The sequence below is a fragment of the Bacillus hominis genome (assembly GCF_030348325.1).
GTDB classification, from domain to species: domain Bacteria; phylum Bacillota; class Bacilli; order Bacillales; family Bacillaceae_G; genus Bacillus_A; species Bacillus_A hominis.
Window position 1 is genome coordinate 2,627,577 of record NZ_JAUCFS010000005.1, and the last position, 14,741, is coordinate 2,642,317.

17 protein-coding genes and 2 pseudogenes are annotated in these 14,741 nt (G+C 34.2%); 2 read left to right on the plus strand and 17 right to left on the minus strand.

Annotated features, from left to right (window positions below):
* Window positions 1–139: 139 nt before the first annotated feature.
* Entirely contained in the window at window positions 140–1,225 is a 1,086-nt protein-coding gene (locus QUF93_RS16185; protein ID WP_289359446.1) for an AI-2E family transporter, read from the minus strand.
* A 149-nt stretch (window positions 1,226–1,374) separates the two neighbouring features.
* Between QUF93_RS16185 and QUF93_RS16190 the strand changes: the two genes are divergently transcribed.
* A complete protein-coding gene (locus QUF93_RS16190; RefSeq protein ID WP_002120154.1) occupies window positions 1,375–2,196 on the plus strand; it encodes an HNH endonuclease in 822 nt (273 codons plus the stop codon).
* Window positions 2,197–2,423: 227 nt separating this feature from the next.
* Here the strand turns inward: QUF93_RS16190 and QUF93_RS16195 are convergent, their stop codons facing one another.
* The 16 genes and pseudogenes from QUF93_RS16195 to QUF93_RS16270 form a co-directional block, all read right to left on the minus strand.
* Entirely contained in the window at window positions 2,424–2,516 is a 93-nt protein-coding gene (locus QUF93_RS16195) for a putative holin-like toxin (protein WP_001289318.1), read from the minus strand.
* A gap of 354 nt (window positions 2,517–2,870) precedes the next feature.
* Entirely contained in the window at window positions 2,871–3,950 is a 1,080-nt protein-coding gene (locus QUF93_RS16200) for an RNA-guided endonuclease InsQ/TnpB family protein (RefSeq protein ID WP_289359447.1), read from the minus strand.
* Window positions 3,951–3,957: 7 nt separating this feature from the next.
* Window positions 3,958–4,254: pseudogene (gene tnpA / locus QUF93_RS16205) on the minus strand (IS200/IS605 family transposase); the annotation flags it as partial.
* Window positions 4,255–4,406: 152 nt separating this feature from the next.
* Complete coding sequence (locus QUF93_RS16210) at window positions 4,407–4,910, minus strand: ribonuclease FAU-1 family protein (protein ID WP_289359448.1); 504 nt, start codon at window positions 4,908–4,910, stop codon at window positions 4,407–4,409.
* Between the two features lie 205 nt (window positions 4,911–5,115).
* Complete coding sequence (locus QUF93_RS16215; protein ID WP_289359449.1) at window positions 5,116–6,171, minus strand: hypothetical protein; 1,056 nt, start codon at window positions 6,169–6,171, stop codon at window positions 5,116–5,118.
* A gap of 12 nt (window positions 6,172–6,183) precedes the next feature.
* On the minus strand, window positions 6,184–6,657 hold the full coding sequence (locus QUF93_RS16220; protein WP_289359450.1) for a tetratricopeptide repeat protein: 474 nt from the start codon (window positions 6,655–6,657) through the stop codon (window positions 6,184–6,186).
* A 179-nt stretch (window positions 6,658–6,836) separates the two neighbouring features.
* Entirely contained in the window at window positions 6,837–7,526 is a 690-nt protein-coding gene (locus QUF93_RS16225) for a phosphopantothenoylcysteine decarboxylase domain-containing protein (RefSeq protein ID WP_002120167.1), read from the minus strand.
* A 12-nt stretch (window positions 7,527–7,538) separates the two neighbouring features.
* Window positions 7,539–8,420, minus strand: coding sequence for an AAC(3) family N-acetyltransferase (locus QUF93_RS16230; protein WP_289359451.1), 882 nt, complete (start codon window positions 8,418–8,420; stop codon window positions 7,539–7,541).
* 89 nt (window positions 8,421–8,509) lie between these two features.
* A pseudogene (locus QUF93_RS16235) lies at window positions 8,510–8,611 on the minus strand (GNAT family N-acetyltransferase); the annotation flags it as partial.
* 61 nt (window positions 8,612–8,672) lie between these two features.
* Window positions 8,673–9,611 (minus strand): DMT family transporter, encoded by a 939-nt coding sequence (locus tag QUF93_RS16240; RefSeq protein ID WP_002120174.1) that lies wholly within the window; start codon window positions 9,609–9,611, stop codon window positions 8,673–8,675.
* Window positions 9,612–9,698: 87 nt separating this feature from the next.
* Window positions 9,699–10,199, minus strand: a complete 501-nt coding sequence (locus QUF93_RS16245; RefSeq protein WP_289359452.1) for a GNAT family N-acetyltransferase — start codon at window positions 10,197–10,199, stop codon at window positions 9,699–9,701.
* Window positions 10,200–10,232: 33 nt separating this feature from the next.
* Complete coding sequence (locus tag QUF93_RS16250; protein ID WP_289359453.1) at window positions 10,233–10,778, minus strand: GNAT family N-acetyltransferase; 546 nt, start codon at window positions 10,776–10,778, stop codon at window positions 10,233–10,235.
* A gap of 15 nt (window positions 10,779–10,793) precedes the next feature.
* A complete protein-coding gene (locus QUF93_RS16255) occupies window positions 10,794–11,495 on the minus strand; it encodes a nucleotidyltransferase domain-containing protein (protein WP_289359455.1) in 702 nt (233 codons plus the stop codon).
* A gap of 17 nt (window positions 11,496–11,512) precedes the next feature.
* A complete protein-coding gene (locus tag QUF93_RS16260; protein WP_289359456.1) occupies window positions 11,513–12,196 on the minus strand; it encodes a DNA alkylation repair protein in 684 nt (227 codons plus the stop codon).
* 480 nt (window positions 12,197–12,676) lie between these two features.
* Window positions 12,677–13,186, minus strand: coding sequence for a hypothetical protein (locus tag QUF93_RS16265; protein WP_002120180.1), 510 nt, complete (start codon window positions 13,184–13,186; stop codon window positions 12,677–12,679).
* Between the two features lie 250 nt (window positions 13,187–13,436).
* The gene (locus QUF93_RS16270) at window positions 13,437–13,697 is read right to left on the minus strand and encodes a hypothetical protein (RefSeq protein ID WP_289359457.1); all 261 of its coding nucleotides are present in this window, start codon (window positions 13,695–13,697) and stop codon (window positions 13,437–13,439) included.
* Window positions 13,698–13,913: 216 nt separating this feature from the next.
* On the opposite strand from QUF93_RS16270, the gene QUF93_RS16275 reads away from it, so the two are divergent.
* Window positions 13,914–14,741, plus strand: coding sequence for a peptidoglycan-N-acetylglucosamine deacetylase (locus tag QUF93_RS16275; RefSeq protein WP_289359458.1), 828 nt, complete (start codon window positions 13,914–13,916; stop codon window positions 14,739–14,741).

Here is a 14,741-nt window from a genome sequence, read left to right on the forward strand (position 1 = left end):
TCCACATAGTTTAACAGGAATAATTTATATAAGTGTTGCAGTTAATTTGATGTGTAAAAAATATATAATAATAAGTATTTCATACACTCTAAAAAAATAAAAGATACACCACTAAGCGGTGTATCTTTCTCAACATATTCTATTTTCGTTTACTTCGTTTCGTCTTAAACAATCTCACTAAGTTCGAAACAACTGTTTTCGTTACCGCATAAACAGGCACTGCTAAAATCATTCCGATAATTCCCGCAAAATTACCTACCCCTAAAATAAGGATGATAATTGTTAACGGATGGATGTTTAATTTCGAGCTCATAATACGTGGCGATATAATGTTACTTTCAAACTGCTGTACGATTGTTACAATAATAATTACGTACAGAGCTTGCATCGGAGATACGAACAGCCCTACAATGACAGCTGGTGCTGCTCCGATAAATGGACCTAAGTTCGGAATTATATTTGTAAATGCTGCGATAATTCCTAAAACGAAAGCATATGGTAAACCGATAATTAAATAACCAGTAAATGTAAAAGCACCTATAAATAAACAAACGAGCGCTTGCCCTTGAATATATGCAGATAATGTTTCGTTCGTTTCCTTTATGATATGAAGTCCTTCTTCACGGTAAGACTCTGGTAATACACTAACAGCTTTCCCTGGAAATGCATGTCCATCTTTAAACATATAAAATAAAATGAACGGTACTGTAAAGATAACTAACGCCACGTTCGTGATAATACCAAATAAAGCCGTTGCACTCGACGTAATTGTGTTTGGTATTTCCTTTAAGTATTCAATCGCATTTTTCTCAATTGTTTCAATGGAAACGTAGTTTTGTGTAGATAACCATTCAAATAATCTATGATGGGATAGATCTTGTATGTATACTTTCCCCTCTTTTATATAAGTCGGCATGTTTTTCACTAAATCCATTAGCTGTTGTGAGATGGTTGGAACAACTACTCCAATAGCAACTCCAGTTAATGTGATGATAAAAAGATACAGTAGTAAGATCGCTAAACCTCTAGGTACTTTTTTATTCTCCAAAAAGACTAACAATGGGTTAAATATGAAGTATAAAAATAACGCGATTAAAATTGGGAAAAATAATGTTGATATGAAGATACCAATCGGTTGAAATAGAAACGATATTTTTGTGCAAATAAATATAATTCCTACAACCATTAGCACTTCTAATGTCCAAAAGTGCACTTTCGATTTCAAAAAAACGTCCTCCTTTAAACTAGCACTTCTCTTCATTGTACCAAATTAAACTTAGATTTTACATAATATTTTCCTTTACAATGTTCCAAAATCCTATTAAATACACTACAATGAGATTACAGACAAATTTGCAGGTAAAGGTGATAAATATGACACAATGCATCATTTGCAGAAAAGATACGAAAGAACTTAGTGAACAATATGTCATCCCAGAGATATTATGTGGATATTATTTCACAAACTCCATTTGTGATTCCTGTCATGAACATATGACAACAAATATTGACCGTCCTTTAATTAGGCATAAGCTAAGTCAATATAAGATTGAGCAAATGAAAAAACAAATCGACTCCCCTCTCTATACGAATGAACATGGTGAGGAGCTGGCGGCCGCTGAAACGGATGTTGTCGAAGTAAATGATGAAATACTTTATTCTAATGCATTAATTATGAAACTATGTAAAAAGCACGATATTTCATTACATAATGAAATTTGGAAAGAAGAGCGCGTAACAAAAGTAGCTAGTTCTATTCAACGTGAATTGCTTTTAGATAACCGTAAATATAAGATGAGTGTATTAAAAATGGCTTATACTTTTGCTGTACAAACAATTGATGGCTACTTTGACGATCCAGATGCGATTGATATTTCTATGATTCTATTAAATGCCGATTTCATGGAATTAAAGGAAAAGAGTATTGTTCGTGACTTAAGCAAAAGTTCTTTATGGAATACATTAAATACAACGAGCGAAAACCATTACTTTATTTTACTTAGTGATAAAGACGGTCTGTTCTGCTTCATTCGCCTATTTGATATTTTTGATGTTGTTGTTCATTTATCAGAAAAGAGATACAATCTTCCATCACCAATTGTCGGCGTAAATAATGTAGACAATAAAGGATTTTTTGTGGAAAGTTTAAAACAGTATATGGATGGGCTATTTAAAGAAACTACACCTTCTATTTAATCCACATAAGAACATACGGTCTCCTTTCTTCATGAAAAGACACTGTGTTATAATGAGTATGAAAAGAACAATACAATCACATAAAACAATTAAAAACTGTATATAAATAAAAAAGACTAGTGTGCGGCTACACACTAGTCCACGTAACTTAGCAGATTGGATTGTTCATTATCCTATTTGTTTCGTACAAACGCAACAACCCACATTCTATAGGCATAGGTGGGTTGTTATTTTTTGAGCTTGTCAATTAAGACGACAATAAACGTTAACAATGCAATGAGAAACAGTCCACCTTGCAGTAGCAACGCAATTTCACTCACTTATTATCACCCCCCTCCTACTCGGAGAAGTGATAATTGAACAACCAACCGTACCATAAGTTACCTCTTAATTTTACCATATTTTCTAATAGTTTACGATGGAAACCCGCAAGCTATTAAGTTGCGAGTTTTTTTATTTTTCATGTGAAAAAAATCTCTTTCTGTTTAAATATAGTCTCTGTTTCTAAAATCATTTGAGTTGAGACTCCCACGACTAAAGTCGCAAGCCCGAATCCTCACGGATTTACGGGTGGGATTCTTGAATGACTAAACGTTCGCAGTCCATTTCTGTTTTAAACAGCCTTCAAGATGAGGGCATCTCATTGCCCCTCCTAAACCAGACCATATAGGTGCTTAGGCTGATTGACTGTTACCATCAATCACAGTTGCGTAGCGAATATTCATCGCCCCAACGATATCACGATGTGTCCCAAACCCACATGGACACTTGTATTTTCTGTCTTGTGCCTTATTCTTTTCAGCACATTTCGGACAGCTTTGACTTGTATAAGCCGGATTTACATATTCAACCTGAATACCAACTAATGTTGCTTTATACGCAATAAATCGTGACAAACGATAGAATGACCAAGCGTGTAGGTTTTTTTCGTTTTTACGGCTTGTTCTTGCCGTCTGTCTTATATTCGTTAGTTGTTCTAAACGAATGACAGAAATATGATTAGCAATCGCAAAATCAATGATTTCACGACTTATTTTGTGATCTTTATCTTGCATCCATCTTTGTTCTTTATCATCAAATCGCCGAATCGCATTCACTTTTTTGTCTTTTCCTAACTTCTTACGAACACTACGAAACTTACGCTTCCTATATTTATTTTGCCTACCATTCCCAAAGAAGCGAACCTTGTCATCGTCTGTGATTGCTACCGCAGGGACTTTGAGACCTAGGTCTACTCCTAAAATTTTCGTCCCTGCTCTTTCATTTGTAGGAAGTGTGACAGATATTTGGGCCATCCACTTATTCGATTTCTTTGTGATACGAAGTGTACCTAACTTATGTTTTAACAAATCCAAATTGCGATTTTTTTTATCGATTAATAAAGCACGGACCTTTAAACGAGTTGACTTTCCTTTTACCTTAAACGGGATTGAAATATGAGTGGAGTCAAATGAATAATTTTGATTGTTCCATACACAAACAGGTCTCTTTAAAATCGGAATGATTTTATACTTGCTTTTCTTTACTTTTGCAGCAAATAAGCCTTTCGCGTCTTTAATTGCTTGATTCTTCACCGCACTTGGTATATTCGCTTCAATATCTTTCGTACTTTTTTTCGTACTTTCCTTTGTTTCAACCATTTCAGATATAAGTGTATTTATGAGTTTAATGTACTCTCGGCTACTTTGTTCCAATAAACGAATTTGTTCTTTTGTGGGAAGCAATTTCACTTTCACTGTTAGGGTCTGTGACATACGTTTCACCCCTTTGTTTTTGATTCTCAACATACTGTTTTATTGTCTCATTTGATACATTTCCAGCAGTAGAAACAAAATGGGAACGCGTCTATAAACTTTGCAAGTGCATGTGATGAGGGAATTCTTCTCTCAAACACTTTGATGTCACTCCTTTTATTTTTGCCATTGTATCAGCAGAACTAAGTGTTGACAGTGTATTTAAAAACAAATGAACGTGGTTGGTATCCTATTCCATTGTGATACTAACAATATCAAGATCGTTACATATCTCTTCAACCAACACTTTGAAACGTTCTTCTATAATCATTTATCATAGTTACAATGTATCATTTATTTTCGAAAAATTACAACAAACAGACCCAAAGAAACTACCTATTCTTTGGATACTTAAAGTACCACGAGCCTTACGATTTTTAGTGGTACTCCGTATCCAACCTCACTTTCATCCCATACCTAAAGGCAATGGGCTTTCTCGTTCGGAAAGGGCTGTAAGAATACATGAATTGTATCCGTTAATATGTTAAGAGCTTCTTTCACATAACCATTTTCAAATTGATCTAATAGCTCAGGTAATTCGTCTTCATCTAATATGAAGTACTCACCATTAGGAAGAACCATAATATCAATGATTAAATCTTCAAATGTTACTAACTCATTTCCTACATGTGTGTTTTTTACGATATTAAAATATGACCCTAAATAATGCCCTGCATCATCTCTCCATATGTATAAGTTATATGGACGATCTTCCCAATAATATGCGGTTGTACAACTACCTTTAGGAATAGTTACTTTTATTTTGTTTGCTGTCATTGTAAAAGGGTACTGTATCTCATGAAATAGTACGATTTTTTTCGGTTGTGCTTCTACTAATAAACAAATGTGATCTACAGTTGTAGAATCGTAACGTATTTTTCTTTCTATAATTTCAATCCTTGGTGTACGCAAACAATTCATTTTTTAGTTACCCCTTCTATCATATAATGCGTCCGTTTTAATTATATCCTTTACGCTCCTGATTAAGAAAGTATAAAAAACTCCTTCTACAATGGAAGGAGTTCATGAATCACTACTATTTTATTAACCACGATTCATATATGGCCTTTTATTTTTTTCAATACAAACTCCATATACACCAAACGCACGGTGATACTTTAGTATTTTACTCATATTTCAACTTCTCCATAACCTCATCATAAAATTTTCGTTCCTCATCCACATTTAAATGCACACGACTCACTGTTTTAGAAAATCCATATAACAACTGCGCTTTAATTGGCTCTTTTAACGTTATTTCAAAAGTTGCAGGTTCCTTTATAAATTCCATAACAGTTGCGTCAAGAACCTCTTTCTCTTCTTCTTTCGTTAAAGATTCGCCTTTATAAAACACAATGTTATCAATTTGTGTAAATGGTATAACGATTTTCTTTCCTAATCCAATTTGAATGATCAATTTTTCTTTCACAACGATAATTGGATTTTTACGCATCGCTTGTATTTCAGCTAAAAAATAAAACATCGCATATATGTTTAAGATGAGTAAAACCCAAGCTATTACTGGGTTCCATTGATGAAGTAAATAATGAAAACCGATACTTTCAATTAATGTTGCATGAATAATCATGATATAAACACCTATTGCACCGGTTTTTTTATGATATGAGTATATGGATTCACTTTCTGATACTTTTTCACGCCACGATAAAAAAGCATAATAGAGTAATTTACACTCTGTTAGAATAATATTTACAGCCTTACTTCTCTTCATATTAGCATCAAACGCTGCATCAATCGCATAAGAAAATGAAGAATACTCACTTCTATATTCTTTATATCGTTTTATTATTTTAGGAAGTACTCTTATAATTTTATATATAAGAAACAGTTCAAAACATACGAACACAATTTCTCCAGCAACTATTACATACGAAATAAATGAAAAAGCTTGTAAATAATCACTAGGAATTATAAATCTTGCGAATACGTATCCAGCTATAACTACAGGAAACATATACGTTAACGAATATCTTTTCCGTATAATAAAGAAATATGTGATGACCGGAATTATAAACATAAAATCTAATAATGAACCGAGAACTACTTCTTTCGGGGCATCTGGTACTATTGGAAGGGCATACAATAAATAGTTTGATAACATAATTAAAGATACGAGTCCAATCCAAATGCCTTTTCGCCTTCGTGAAATTGATGGATTCATTCCTTCTCTCCTCTATTTAAAGACCTCATTTAAATTATCTTTATAAAATGAGATAGCACGTTCAAATTCTTTTACCTCATCTACTTTCACAACTGTCTCTAACAGTAATTTCATCGCTTCTTCATGATCTTTCACATTGTATTTTGCTAATGATAAAAACACTTTCATCACGTCATTTTCCGGGAACTTCTTTATCCCTGCTTCTAATACAATAATCGCTTTATCATACTCCCCTATACAACGATACGTACTACCAAGACCGATATACGCACCACGAAGGGATTCCCCATCAAGTCCGTTCGCAATTGCCTGTTCATAATACGGAACAGCCTCTGTTTCAAGCCCCATTACATCATGTATCCAGGCGCATTGATATAGTACTTCTGCATCCCTTGTAAAGTTTGTTAATCCTATTAGTATCTCTCTAGACTGCGCATATTTCTTTTCATTTCTAAGTTTAATAGCTTGCTTTAATAAATGTTCCATAGAATCCACTCCTCACAAAATGTTCAATATGCATATATCATGTATTACACATTTACGAGCAGCTAATGGTCTATTCCATTGATTCGATTTAATAATTAGTGAGGGATACGTTCCCCCACTAATTTAATATTAACTCCATTACATACTATGCGACTGCATCTCTTTCTAAAAGCTTTAATTTACATAGTAATAATACGATTACATAAATGCTCTAACATATTGACAATTTCTTTTGCAGTTTCATCTTTCCCATTACATAACTTCACATTACCGTCTTGTCCAATAACGTGATGTACAGCACCGCGAGAATATAAAGAATGCGGTGAGTTCGCTACCATTACACTTGCTTTTGCACCTTCCATTCTTTTGCTTGCTCTTTCAATAAGTTCTGCTTCATTTACGTCACTTTCCAGTTTAAAACCAACGAGTATCGTTTCTGGATCCCAACTCTTTATTTGTTTTAATACTTTTGGTGCTTTTTGAAAATGAATAATTGGTGCGATATCACTTGAAATCTTTCCGTTCATATTAAGAATATTTCCATCTTGATCACAAATCTTTTCGACAACCCAATCTGAGCCAGCAGCAGCCATAATAACTGCGTCAACTTTTTCATGTGTAATAATACTTTTCATCTTATCTTGTAAATCAATAATCCCCTCAAATGGATGCAATTCTAATTGGTTATTTACATCCATTGGCTTCTCAGCAAAATAGCCATGCAAATATATAACATTTGCTCCTTTTGTCATTAGCTCTTCTGCAATAATTCTTCCAATCGTACCTTTTGCTAAATTTGTATGTCCGCGTACTTGATCCCATTTTTCTAGGCAACCGCCGCTCGTAATTAATACTTTTTTCCCCTGCATAATAACCATCCCTTACTTATTTTTCGCACGAAACCACTCTGATCCAAAGTCAACTGCATCACGTTGCCTCATAAAGCGGCACGTCGCATTCCCTATCTTCCCACGTGTAACTGTTCCTTTCCGCTCATATTCAACTCCAATTTCTACAAACGTGTCAGAATCGTAATCCATTTCAACGAATTCTTTCCATACTCTTACACCTTCTTCTATAATAGGCGCTCCTACCTTTATTAACTCGCGTGCACCTGTACGTACCTCGGATAAATGTATGGACGTATTGGAGTCATAACCGACACCAAGTAATAATATGTATCCATCTAAATCGTATATTTTTCGTAATGGCGATTCTTCCCCAAAACTTATGGAAAGTGAATGATTCGCTGTAATTTCTTCTGCGTATTTCCCCCATGCTGCAAAACTACTGAGCGGATGATTACTGCGCAATACATTCGGATATGTACGAAAACATTCAACTACTTTTCCCATTGCTCTTGTTGGTGTTATATGTGGATCAAATGCTGGGACGTTATCCCGGATAATTTGCCACCAGTCTTCTGGTACAGGTGGTCTTGCCCAGTTTTTCGGATCAGATAAATCCGAAGATTGCGTCGGCATAATAATTGTTCCCTCTTCTGTAACGACTTTCATTAATGCTTCTATTACCGCAACGCTACCACCTGATACCCAGCCAATTGAACTTAATGAAGAATGTACAATAACTGTCATTCCCTTTTCTATCCCTAATGTTTTTAAATCCTTTGTAATTGTTTCGATTGTATTTGGAAATTGTGTATTCGCCACTATTTCATTCATTTTCACGATCGTTCCCCCATTTGGCTTTAAACTAATACATACATATATTATCATATTTTTCTTAATTTTTAACATAATCATATAGATTACTATACACTTATCGTTCTTATCATATCGGAAACAGTTAAATTATGGTGTATTTTTTAAAAATTAATAAAGGAAGGTGAACACAATGAAACTGCTTTAATTAAGCTTACTTCACTCGGGCCGGTCGCATGCTTTAATACTTTCTTAATTAGATCTATTTCTATTTGCTCAACACGCTGTAACATCTTACTCCCATTCCTTCTCATAAAAAAAGACTAGCTCTTTATTAAAAAAGAGCTAATCTTTTTACGCCGTTATTTTTTCTTCTTTTTTCACAACTACAGCTACATAACTATGAAGTATCATTCCGACAATTACAAGGCTCATTCCAATCCACGATAAAGAAGACGGAATTGGAGCAGATAACCAGATAAGTTCTCCTACTAACGCAAATAAAACTTCACCAGACTGTGTCGCTTCAACGGTTGCTAATTTTTGCGGATCATCTTTTACAAGATCTGTCGCATAGAAGAATAATACTGTTGCAATTAAACCTGAACTAATCGCAACGATAAAACATTGAAAAACTTGGTTACTTGACGGTAATCCGCTTGCAGATACTTCGTAACCAGATAGTAATAACCAAAATGGTAAACTTGCTAATGTCATACCGAGAACTCGTTGGAATACATCTAATTCACCTTTACATACTTGCATCATTTTTCTATTCCCAAGTGGATACGCAAACGCAGCAATGAGTACAGGAACAACGCATAAAATGGTTTCACGAATCCCTAAAGAAGAAGCGTGTTCTACTTGCATGAGAACAACACCGAATAAAATAATACCTGACATTGCTAATTCCTTCATAGGAAGTTTTTTATGTAATGGGTCTACCGCGAAAAATGGTGTTAATAAAATCCCTGCGACTATCGTAATTTGCCAAGTTGAAGCAACGAGCCACCCCGGTCCAAACGCACCCGCAAAGCTAAGCGGTGCATAAAAGAGACCAAATCCAACAATACTCCATAACAACCATTCTTTCGGATTGTTTTTCATATATTGAAAGAGTTGTTTTAAGTTCCCTCTATACATGACAATAAGTAGTAGCATTGGAACCATAAAGTAATACCGTAAAGATGCACTCCAAATCCAACTTCCACCTTCTAAGTCCATCGATCGGTTTAACACAAAGGTAAAGGCAAAGAAAAACGATGCCAATATCCCAATTGCAATAGCTTTCATCTTAAAACCCCTTATATAGTTTCTCCTTTTACTATATAACAAAATGAATATAATTAATATTCAAAAATCTCATTATAGATGTAGTCTTTAAAGAAACAACACCATATTTTCATCATCACTATACACACCATTCATCTTTATAGCTCTTTTTTCAATTGCATACGTTTTAAAGCCCATTGATCCATACAATTTTTTTGCTGGTTGGTTTGTGGATACAACACCTAAGTTCAATTGCTCTAGTTCTATTTCTCTCGCTCTTTGAATTGCATTTGCAATTAACTCCCGTGCCAGTCCGTTCCGTCTGTTTTGTGCATCTACATACATCGCAACAATATGTCCTTTATGCTTATATGCCTGCTTCGCTTCTGTTAGTAAAGTGACAACTCCAATTAATTGATTTTCTTCATTAAAAGCACCAAATGTACAGCTCGTATTAGATGTTAAATTACTTACAACTCGCTCAATAGGATTTTCCTGACGGATCGCCTCTTCATAAGTTGTTACAAACGCCTCTGGGTTTACTTGTAGTGCTTGTAAACGTAACTCCCAATATTGTTCCGCATCCACTTTTGTAAGTAATCGAATCATTTTCCCCATCTCCTTTGAGTTTACATAATATTTTTATAGACTATTAATTAAAGATTGATAGTCTTCTTTTAACATACTATAACGATAACGATGAATGAACTTACCTTGACGTAATCGATCATTTCTCATTATTCCTTCACAAACAAATCCAGCTTTTTCATATCTCCTTCTTGCTTGTAAATTATCCTCATCTACACGTAGCCAAATTTTCTCTAATTCAAATTCAAAGAATCCCAGTTGTAACATACTATATAGGGCCGCTATTCCATATCCTTTACCCCAATATTCTTTATTACCAACCGCAATTCCTAGTTCTGCATTTTTATTTGTTTTATCAAAATTTTTAAGATCTATCCAGCCAATGTGTATACGGTTTTCTGTAACGATAGCCCTTTGTTCATAACCATTTTCTCGACTTATGCATGCTTCAATCCACCTTATCGTATCTTCACGAGTGAACGGTGGATATTGATCTGGTACGACTAAATACTTTGTCACTTCTGTATCTAATGACCATTGATATCGGTCTTCTACATCGTCTAGTGTCAATTCTCTTAATTGAACGAATGGTACATTCATTTCGCTATCCCCTCTTCATTTCCCTATAGAAAATCCTTCGAACATTCTTCCTCCGTATTGATCTAGCGTTTTTTCTACAAAAGCAACTAATTCACGTTTCTCTCCCGTTTTATAAAAATGATCAAAAGCCACTACAAACTGTTCTGCATATTTCTCATCATATCTTCTTAACACTCTAATAAACCATTTTGAATTTCCAAGCCATTGACCATTTACCCTTAATACATATTCATGTATTAAATCAGCTAATAAATTGGCGATAAATAATTCTTCTTCTCTTTTTGTTGCACCAATGAAGTCATCCAAAGTATCCGTAATAAAATAACGCTTCTGCTTCATCGTTTCTTCTGTCCATTTTTCTGGGCCTTTATTTAATAGCTCATTCGCTTCTCTTTTTAGTTCTGCTACAATTTCATCTTTTCCTTTTAATGCAATCCCTTCTGAAACTAATTGAGGTAATGAAGGTCTCCCGCGTTTGCAATCCATTTGGAAAAAAGTTTTATACGTTTCAAAATTATGTACGAATACTTCAACAGGCCAACCATTACTATAGAAAGATTCTCTATAACAAGATGACAAACTTTGGTCGAAAATTACAATATCAAGGTCAGATGTTTTCGTAGCCTCTCCTCTAGCAACACTTCCCCCTAGTAAAGCAACATCACAATTCGGAAATTTTGATGTAATTACGCTTTGTGCTGCTTCAATTGCTTTCATAGCTTTTTCCTCTTTTCTTATTTTACTTTCTTTTTTTCCGCTCTTTCCCGCGCCTTTTTAATATAGGCTTCTGCATCTGGTGTTTTACATGACGTTGCACCGTGATCAACTTCTACTTTTCCAATTTCGCGTGCAATTTCAATTGCTTGTTGTTCCAAGCTTTCATTTCGAATCCCTATCGCAATTAAAGCACTATTCATTGCTTCTCTTTTTCGATTTTTTTCATTATGTATATGAACTTTAATCTCTTCTAAATACGGTAAGAAAAACTCAACGTCTAACGTTTTACTTTTTATAGCGATATTTGCTAATAATGACCAACCTGCTCTTCCAATCCATTCATCGTCAGATCTCGTCCATTCTTCCATCCTATCTATAGCGATTGGTGAAGTGCATATAGCGGTCATAAGAACGTCCATTAAACAATAATAATCAACTTCCTCAACCCATTCATTTAGCTGTTCTGATGTTAGTTTTTTCGGATCTAAAATCATCGTTGCTAAAGTCATTGCATCCATATTTTTTGTTTCCCATAATGAAATTGCTAAATCATGATTCTTTTTTATCTTCTTTTTTAACAATTTTAAATTCGCAAAACTAACTCCAAATAATGGTTCTTTCGCCCCATGGTTTTTATACGTCTTACGAGTTTGTTCTGTTCCGTATTCCTCTAATTGTTGCATTACTTCTTCAAGTAACATATATCCACCTCTTTTATTTATTATGTTGACTTCACATAGGTATGTACGATGTATTCTACATTATTTTTTGGTTTTCCTATATTTATTTTTTAAATACGGTATGTGAAATTTTATTGATCTCTCCAAAAATATAATGTCTTCTTGATTATTTTCAATCAAACTACTCTTTCATTCACTACAAATCATTCTGTACTAGTACATACAATCAATTTCTTCTACAACAAATTTTGCGGATAATATATAATCTCTTAATTAGAAACAACATGATATCAATAATAGAAAAACCATCCAAATTTATAAACAAGCTATTCTTAAGGATCGGATTCATTTTCGATAAAATGAAAAAAGGAATAGCTATTGTAACAAATTTAAATGGCTACAAGAAAACAACGTTCTCTTATAAAAAAACGATGTATATCCTATACATGTAAAGTTAACATAACACACTTTATATAACGCTTAGAGAATAAACCTGTTTTATTACGTTGGAAAAGGAAATCTAACCGCTTCAAAGTGCATAAAATCTACGGTACCTCCAAGTGGTTCAGGAACAGTATTACCATCTGTAGTAGCTTGGGCAATAACTTGTACGTTAGATCCTGCAGATAATTTTAAGATAGTGGAAACACTTAATATATTAACAATCTCTAGTTCTTCACTTAAAAAATCATTATCAGCAACTACAGCTTCTCCGTTTATTGTGATAAATAACCTTGCGCTATAACTTGCAGGAACATTAGGGAAAAAACCAATACTTGCTATAATTAGATATACTCCATTTTGTTTTGGAGTAAAAGTTGAAGTAATGGGATTATATTCATTGTTCAAATCAAAGATTTCATTAGGATATGAAATTAAAGTTAGATCAGCGGGACCTACCTTTTGTTCCAGTTCCCTATTAATAGCTCGAAATCCTGATTGAGGTATTAATACAGATTCCGAAATAGGAAACGCACAAGGTATGAAGTTTCTTACACTATTTAAATTCAAAAATAATCAAACTCCTTTTAGTAAGATTTAATATAATATATTAGATGTAAAAAGAGTTTTTTTTCTTGTATGTTTGTCCGTTTCTTTCTATATATAATTTACAAATAGGAATATGATATACAACGCAAAAACAGCAAAAACGACTTTTGATTCAGAAGTTTTTGCTGTTTTTACATATTTGCAATTTAGCTTTTCTGATTGATGCTTCAGAACCTACAAAGCAGTAGCTACACGTTTCATTAATCTGTAACTACTCATTTTCTTTTTTCTCTTTTCTTTCTTCGGAAGGCTCTTCAGTTGGATCTGGCTCCTGTTCATCCTTTTTATTTAACTCATTATTTTTTTCTTTAGAAGGATCTTGCTGTTTATCCTTATCCTGTTCTCTTTGTTCAGAAGGTTCCTCCGTTGGATCTGGTTCCTGTTCATCCTTTGGAGCTGTATTACACCCAAATAGCAGTCCTACTGTAAATATGCTTGTCATACATATAGAAAGCATTTTTTTATACTTCAATTAAAGCACCTCCTAAAATTAATATCTTTTGTAGTGTTTCCTATTAACGATTCAAATTATCCATTTTTTTATCCCATCTATTCAAAACGCAATTATTATAAAATCTTGCATACTTTTGGACAAACTTTTTTGCGCTTGTAACAAAGTTTTTTTGCATTTACCTCTCTAAAATTGCTAATATAGTAGAGTAGAACTTTTATAGAGAGAAGGAAAATTATGCACAATGGAATTCGAATGACAACTTTAGTTAAAAGGGCTCTCTTGATTTGCGCTGGGGTATTATTTACATACGAGGCCGCTTACGGATCAACACATATTGCTCTAGCAAGTACAGAGGATGAAGCAAAATCTGTTCAACTTGTAAGTGAAATTCAAACATCTCTCGCTCCGAAAGAAGCTCCAAAGCACTATAACGGGCAAGTTAGAAAAGTCGCTTACTTAACATTTGACGATGGTCCTGGAAAATACACAGCTGAGCTTTTAGATATGTTAAAGAGTGAAAATGCAAAAGCAACATTCTTCCTAATTGGTTCAAACGTGAAAGCTTTCCCTGATCTTGTAAAACGTGAAGATGCTGAAGGCCACTATGTTGGGATGCACAGTATGACTCATAACTACAAGCAGCTCTACACAGAAGGTCATTACGTAGATGAAATGAAGGAAGACCAAGGATTAATCGCTGGAGTTCTAGGCAAATCACCAGTATTAACTCGCCCATCTTACGGCTCAATGCCAGGGTTAAATGAAGCTCTTCGAAACAAAGTTGTTGAGAATGGTTTAAAAGTATGGGATTGGACAATTGATTCATTAGACTGGAAATACAACAAAATGCCAGTTGACGCTGCTTCAGCTAAAATCGTAGAAAACGTTCTAGCTGGTGCTACAAATCCAACAGAAGTTATCCTTATGCACGATATTCATCCACAATCAGTTAAAGCAGTACCTGGAATTATTAAAGGGCTGAAAGAAAGAGGATATGAATTAGAAAGCTATCATGAGAACGAACACTTCCCATTAAACTTCTGGCACGATAATCGTATTTAA

Bases quoted from the DNA above. Each gene is read 5' to 3' on its own strand.
- QUF93_RS16190 (WP_002120154.1), top strand. From the start codon at position 1,375: ATGACACAATGCATCATTTGCAGAAAAGATACGAAAGAACTTAGTGAA.
- QUF93_RS16210 (WP_289359448.1), bottom strand. From the start codon at position 4,910: ATGAATTGTTTGCGTACACCAAGGATTGAAATTATAGAAAGAAAAATA.
- QUF93_RS16255 (WP_289359455.1), bottom strand. From the start codon at position 11,495: ATGAAAGCAATTGAAGCAGCACAAAGCGTAATTACATCAAAATTTCCG.
- QUF93_RS16200 (WP_289359447.1), bottom strand. From the start codon at position 3,950: ATGTCACAGACCCTAACAGTGAAAGTGAAATTGCTTCCCACAAAAGAA.
- QUF93_RS16240 (WP_002120174.1), bottom strand. From the start codon at position 9,611: ATGAAAGCTATTGCAATTGGGATATTGGCATCGTTTTTCTTTGCCTTT.
- QUF93_RS16225 (WP_002120167.1), bottom strand. From the start codon at position 7,526: ATGCAGGGGAAAAAAGTATTAATTACGAGCGGCGGTTGCCTAGAAAAA.
- QUF93_RS16220 (WP_289359450.1), bottom strand. From the start codon at position 6,657: ATGGAACATTTATTAAAGCAAGCTATTAAACTTAGAAATGAAAAGAAA.
- QUF93_RS16230 (WP_289359451.1), bottom strand. From the start codon at position 8,420: ATGATTATGTTAAAAATTAAGAAAAATATGATAATATATGTATGTATT.
- QUF93_RS16275 (WP_289359458.1), top strand. From the start codon at position 13,914: ATGCACAATGGAATTCGAATGACAACTTTAGTTAAAAGGGCTCTCTTG.
- QUF93_RS16260 (WP_289359456.1), bottom strand. From the start codon at position 12,196: ATGTTACTTGAAGAAGTAATGCAACAATTAGAGGAATACGGAACAGAA.
- QUF93_RS16245 (WP_289359452.1), bottom strand. From the start codon at position 10,199: ATGATTCGATTACTTACAAAAGTGGATGCGGAACAATATTGGGAGTTA.
- QUF93_RS16215 (WP_289359449.1), bottom strand. From the start codon at position 6,171: ATGAATCCATCAATTTCACGAAGGCGAAAAGGCATTTGGATTGGACTC.
- QUF93_RS16250 (WP_289359453.1), bottom strand. From the start codon at position 10,778: ATGAATGTACCATTCGTTCAATTAAGAGAATTGACACTAGACGATGTA.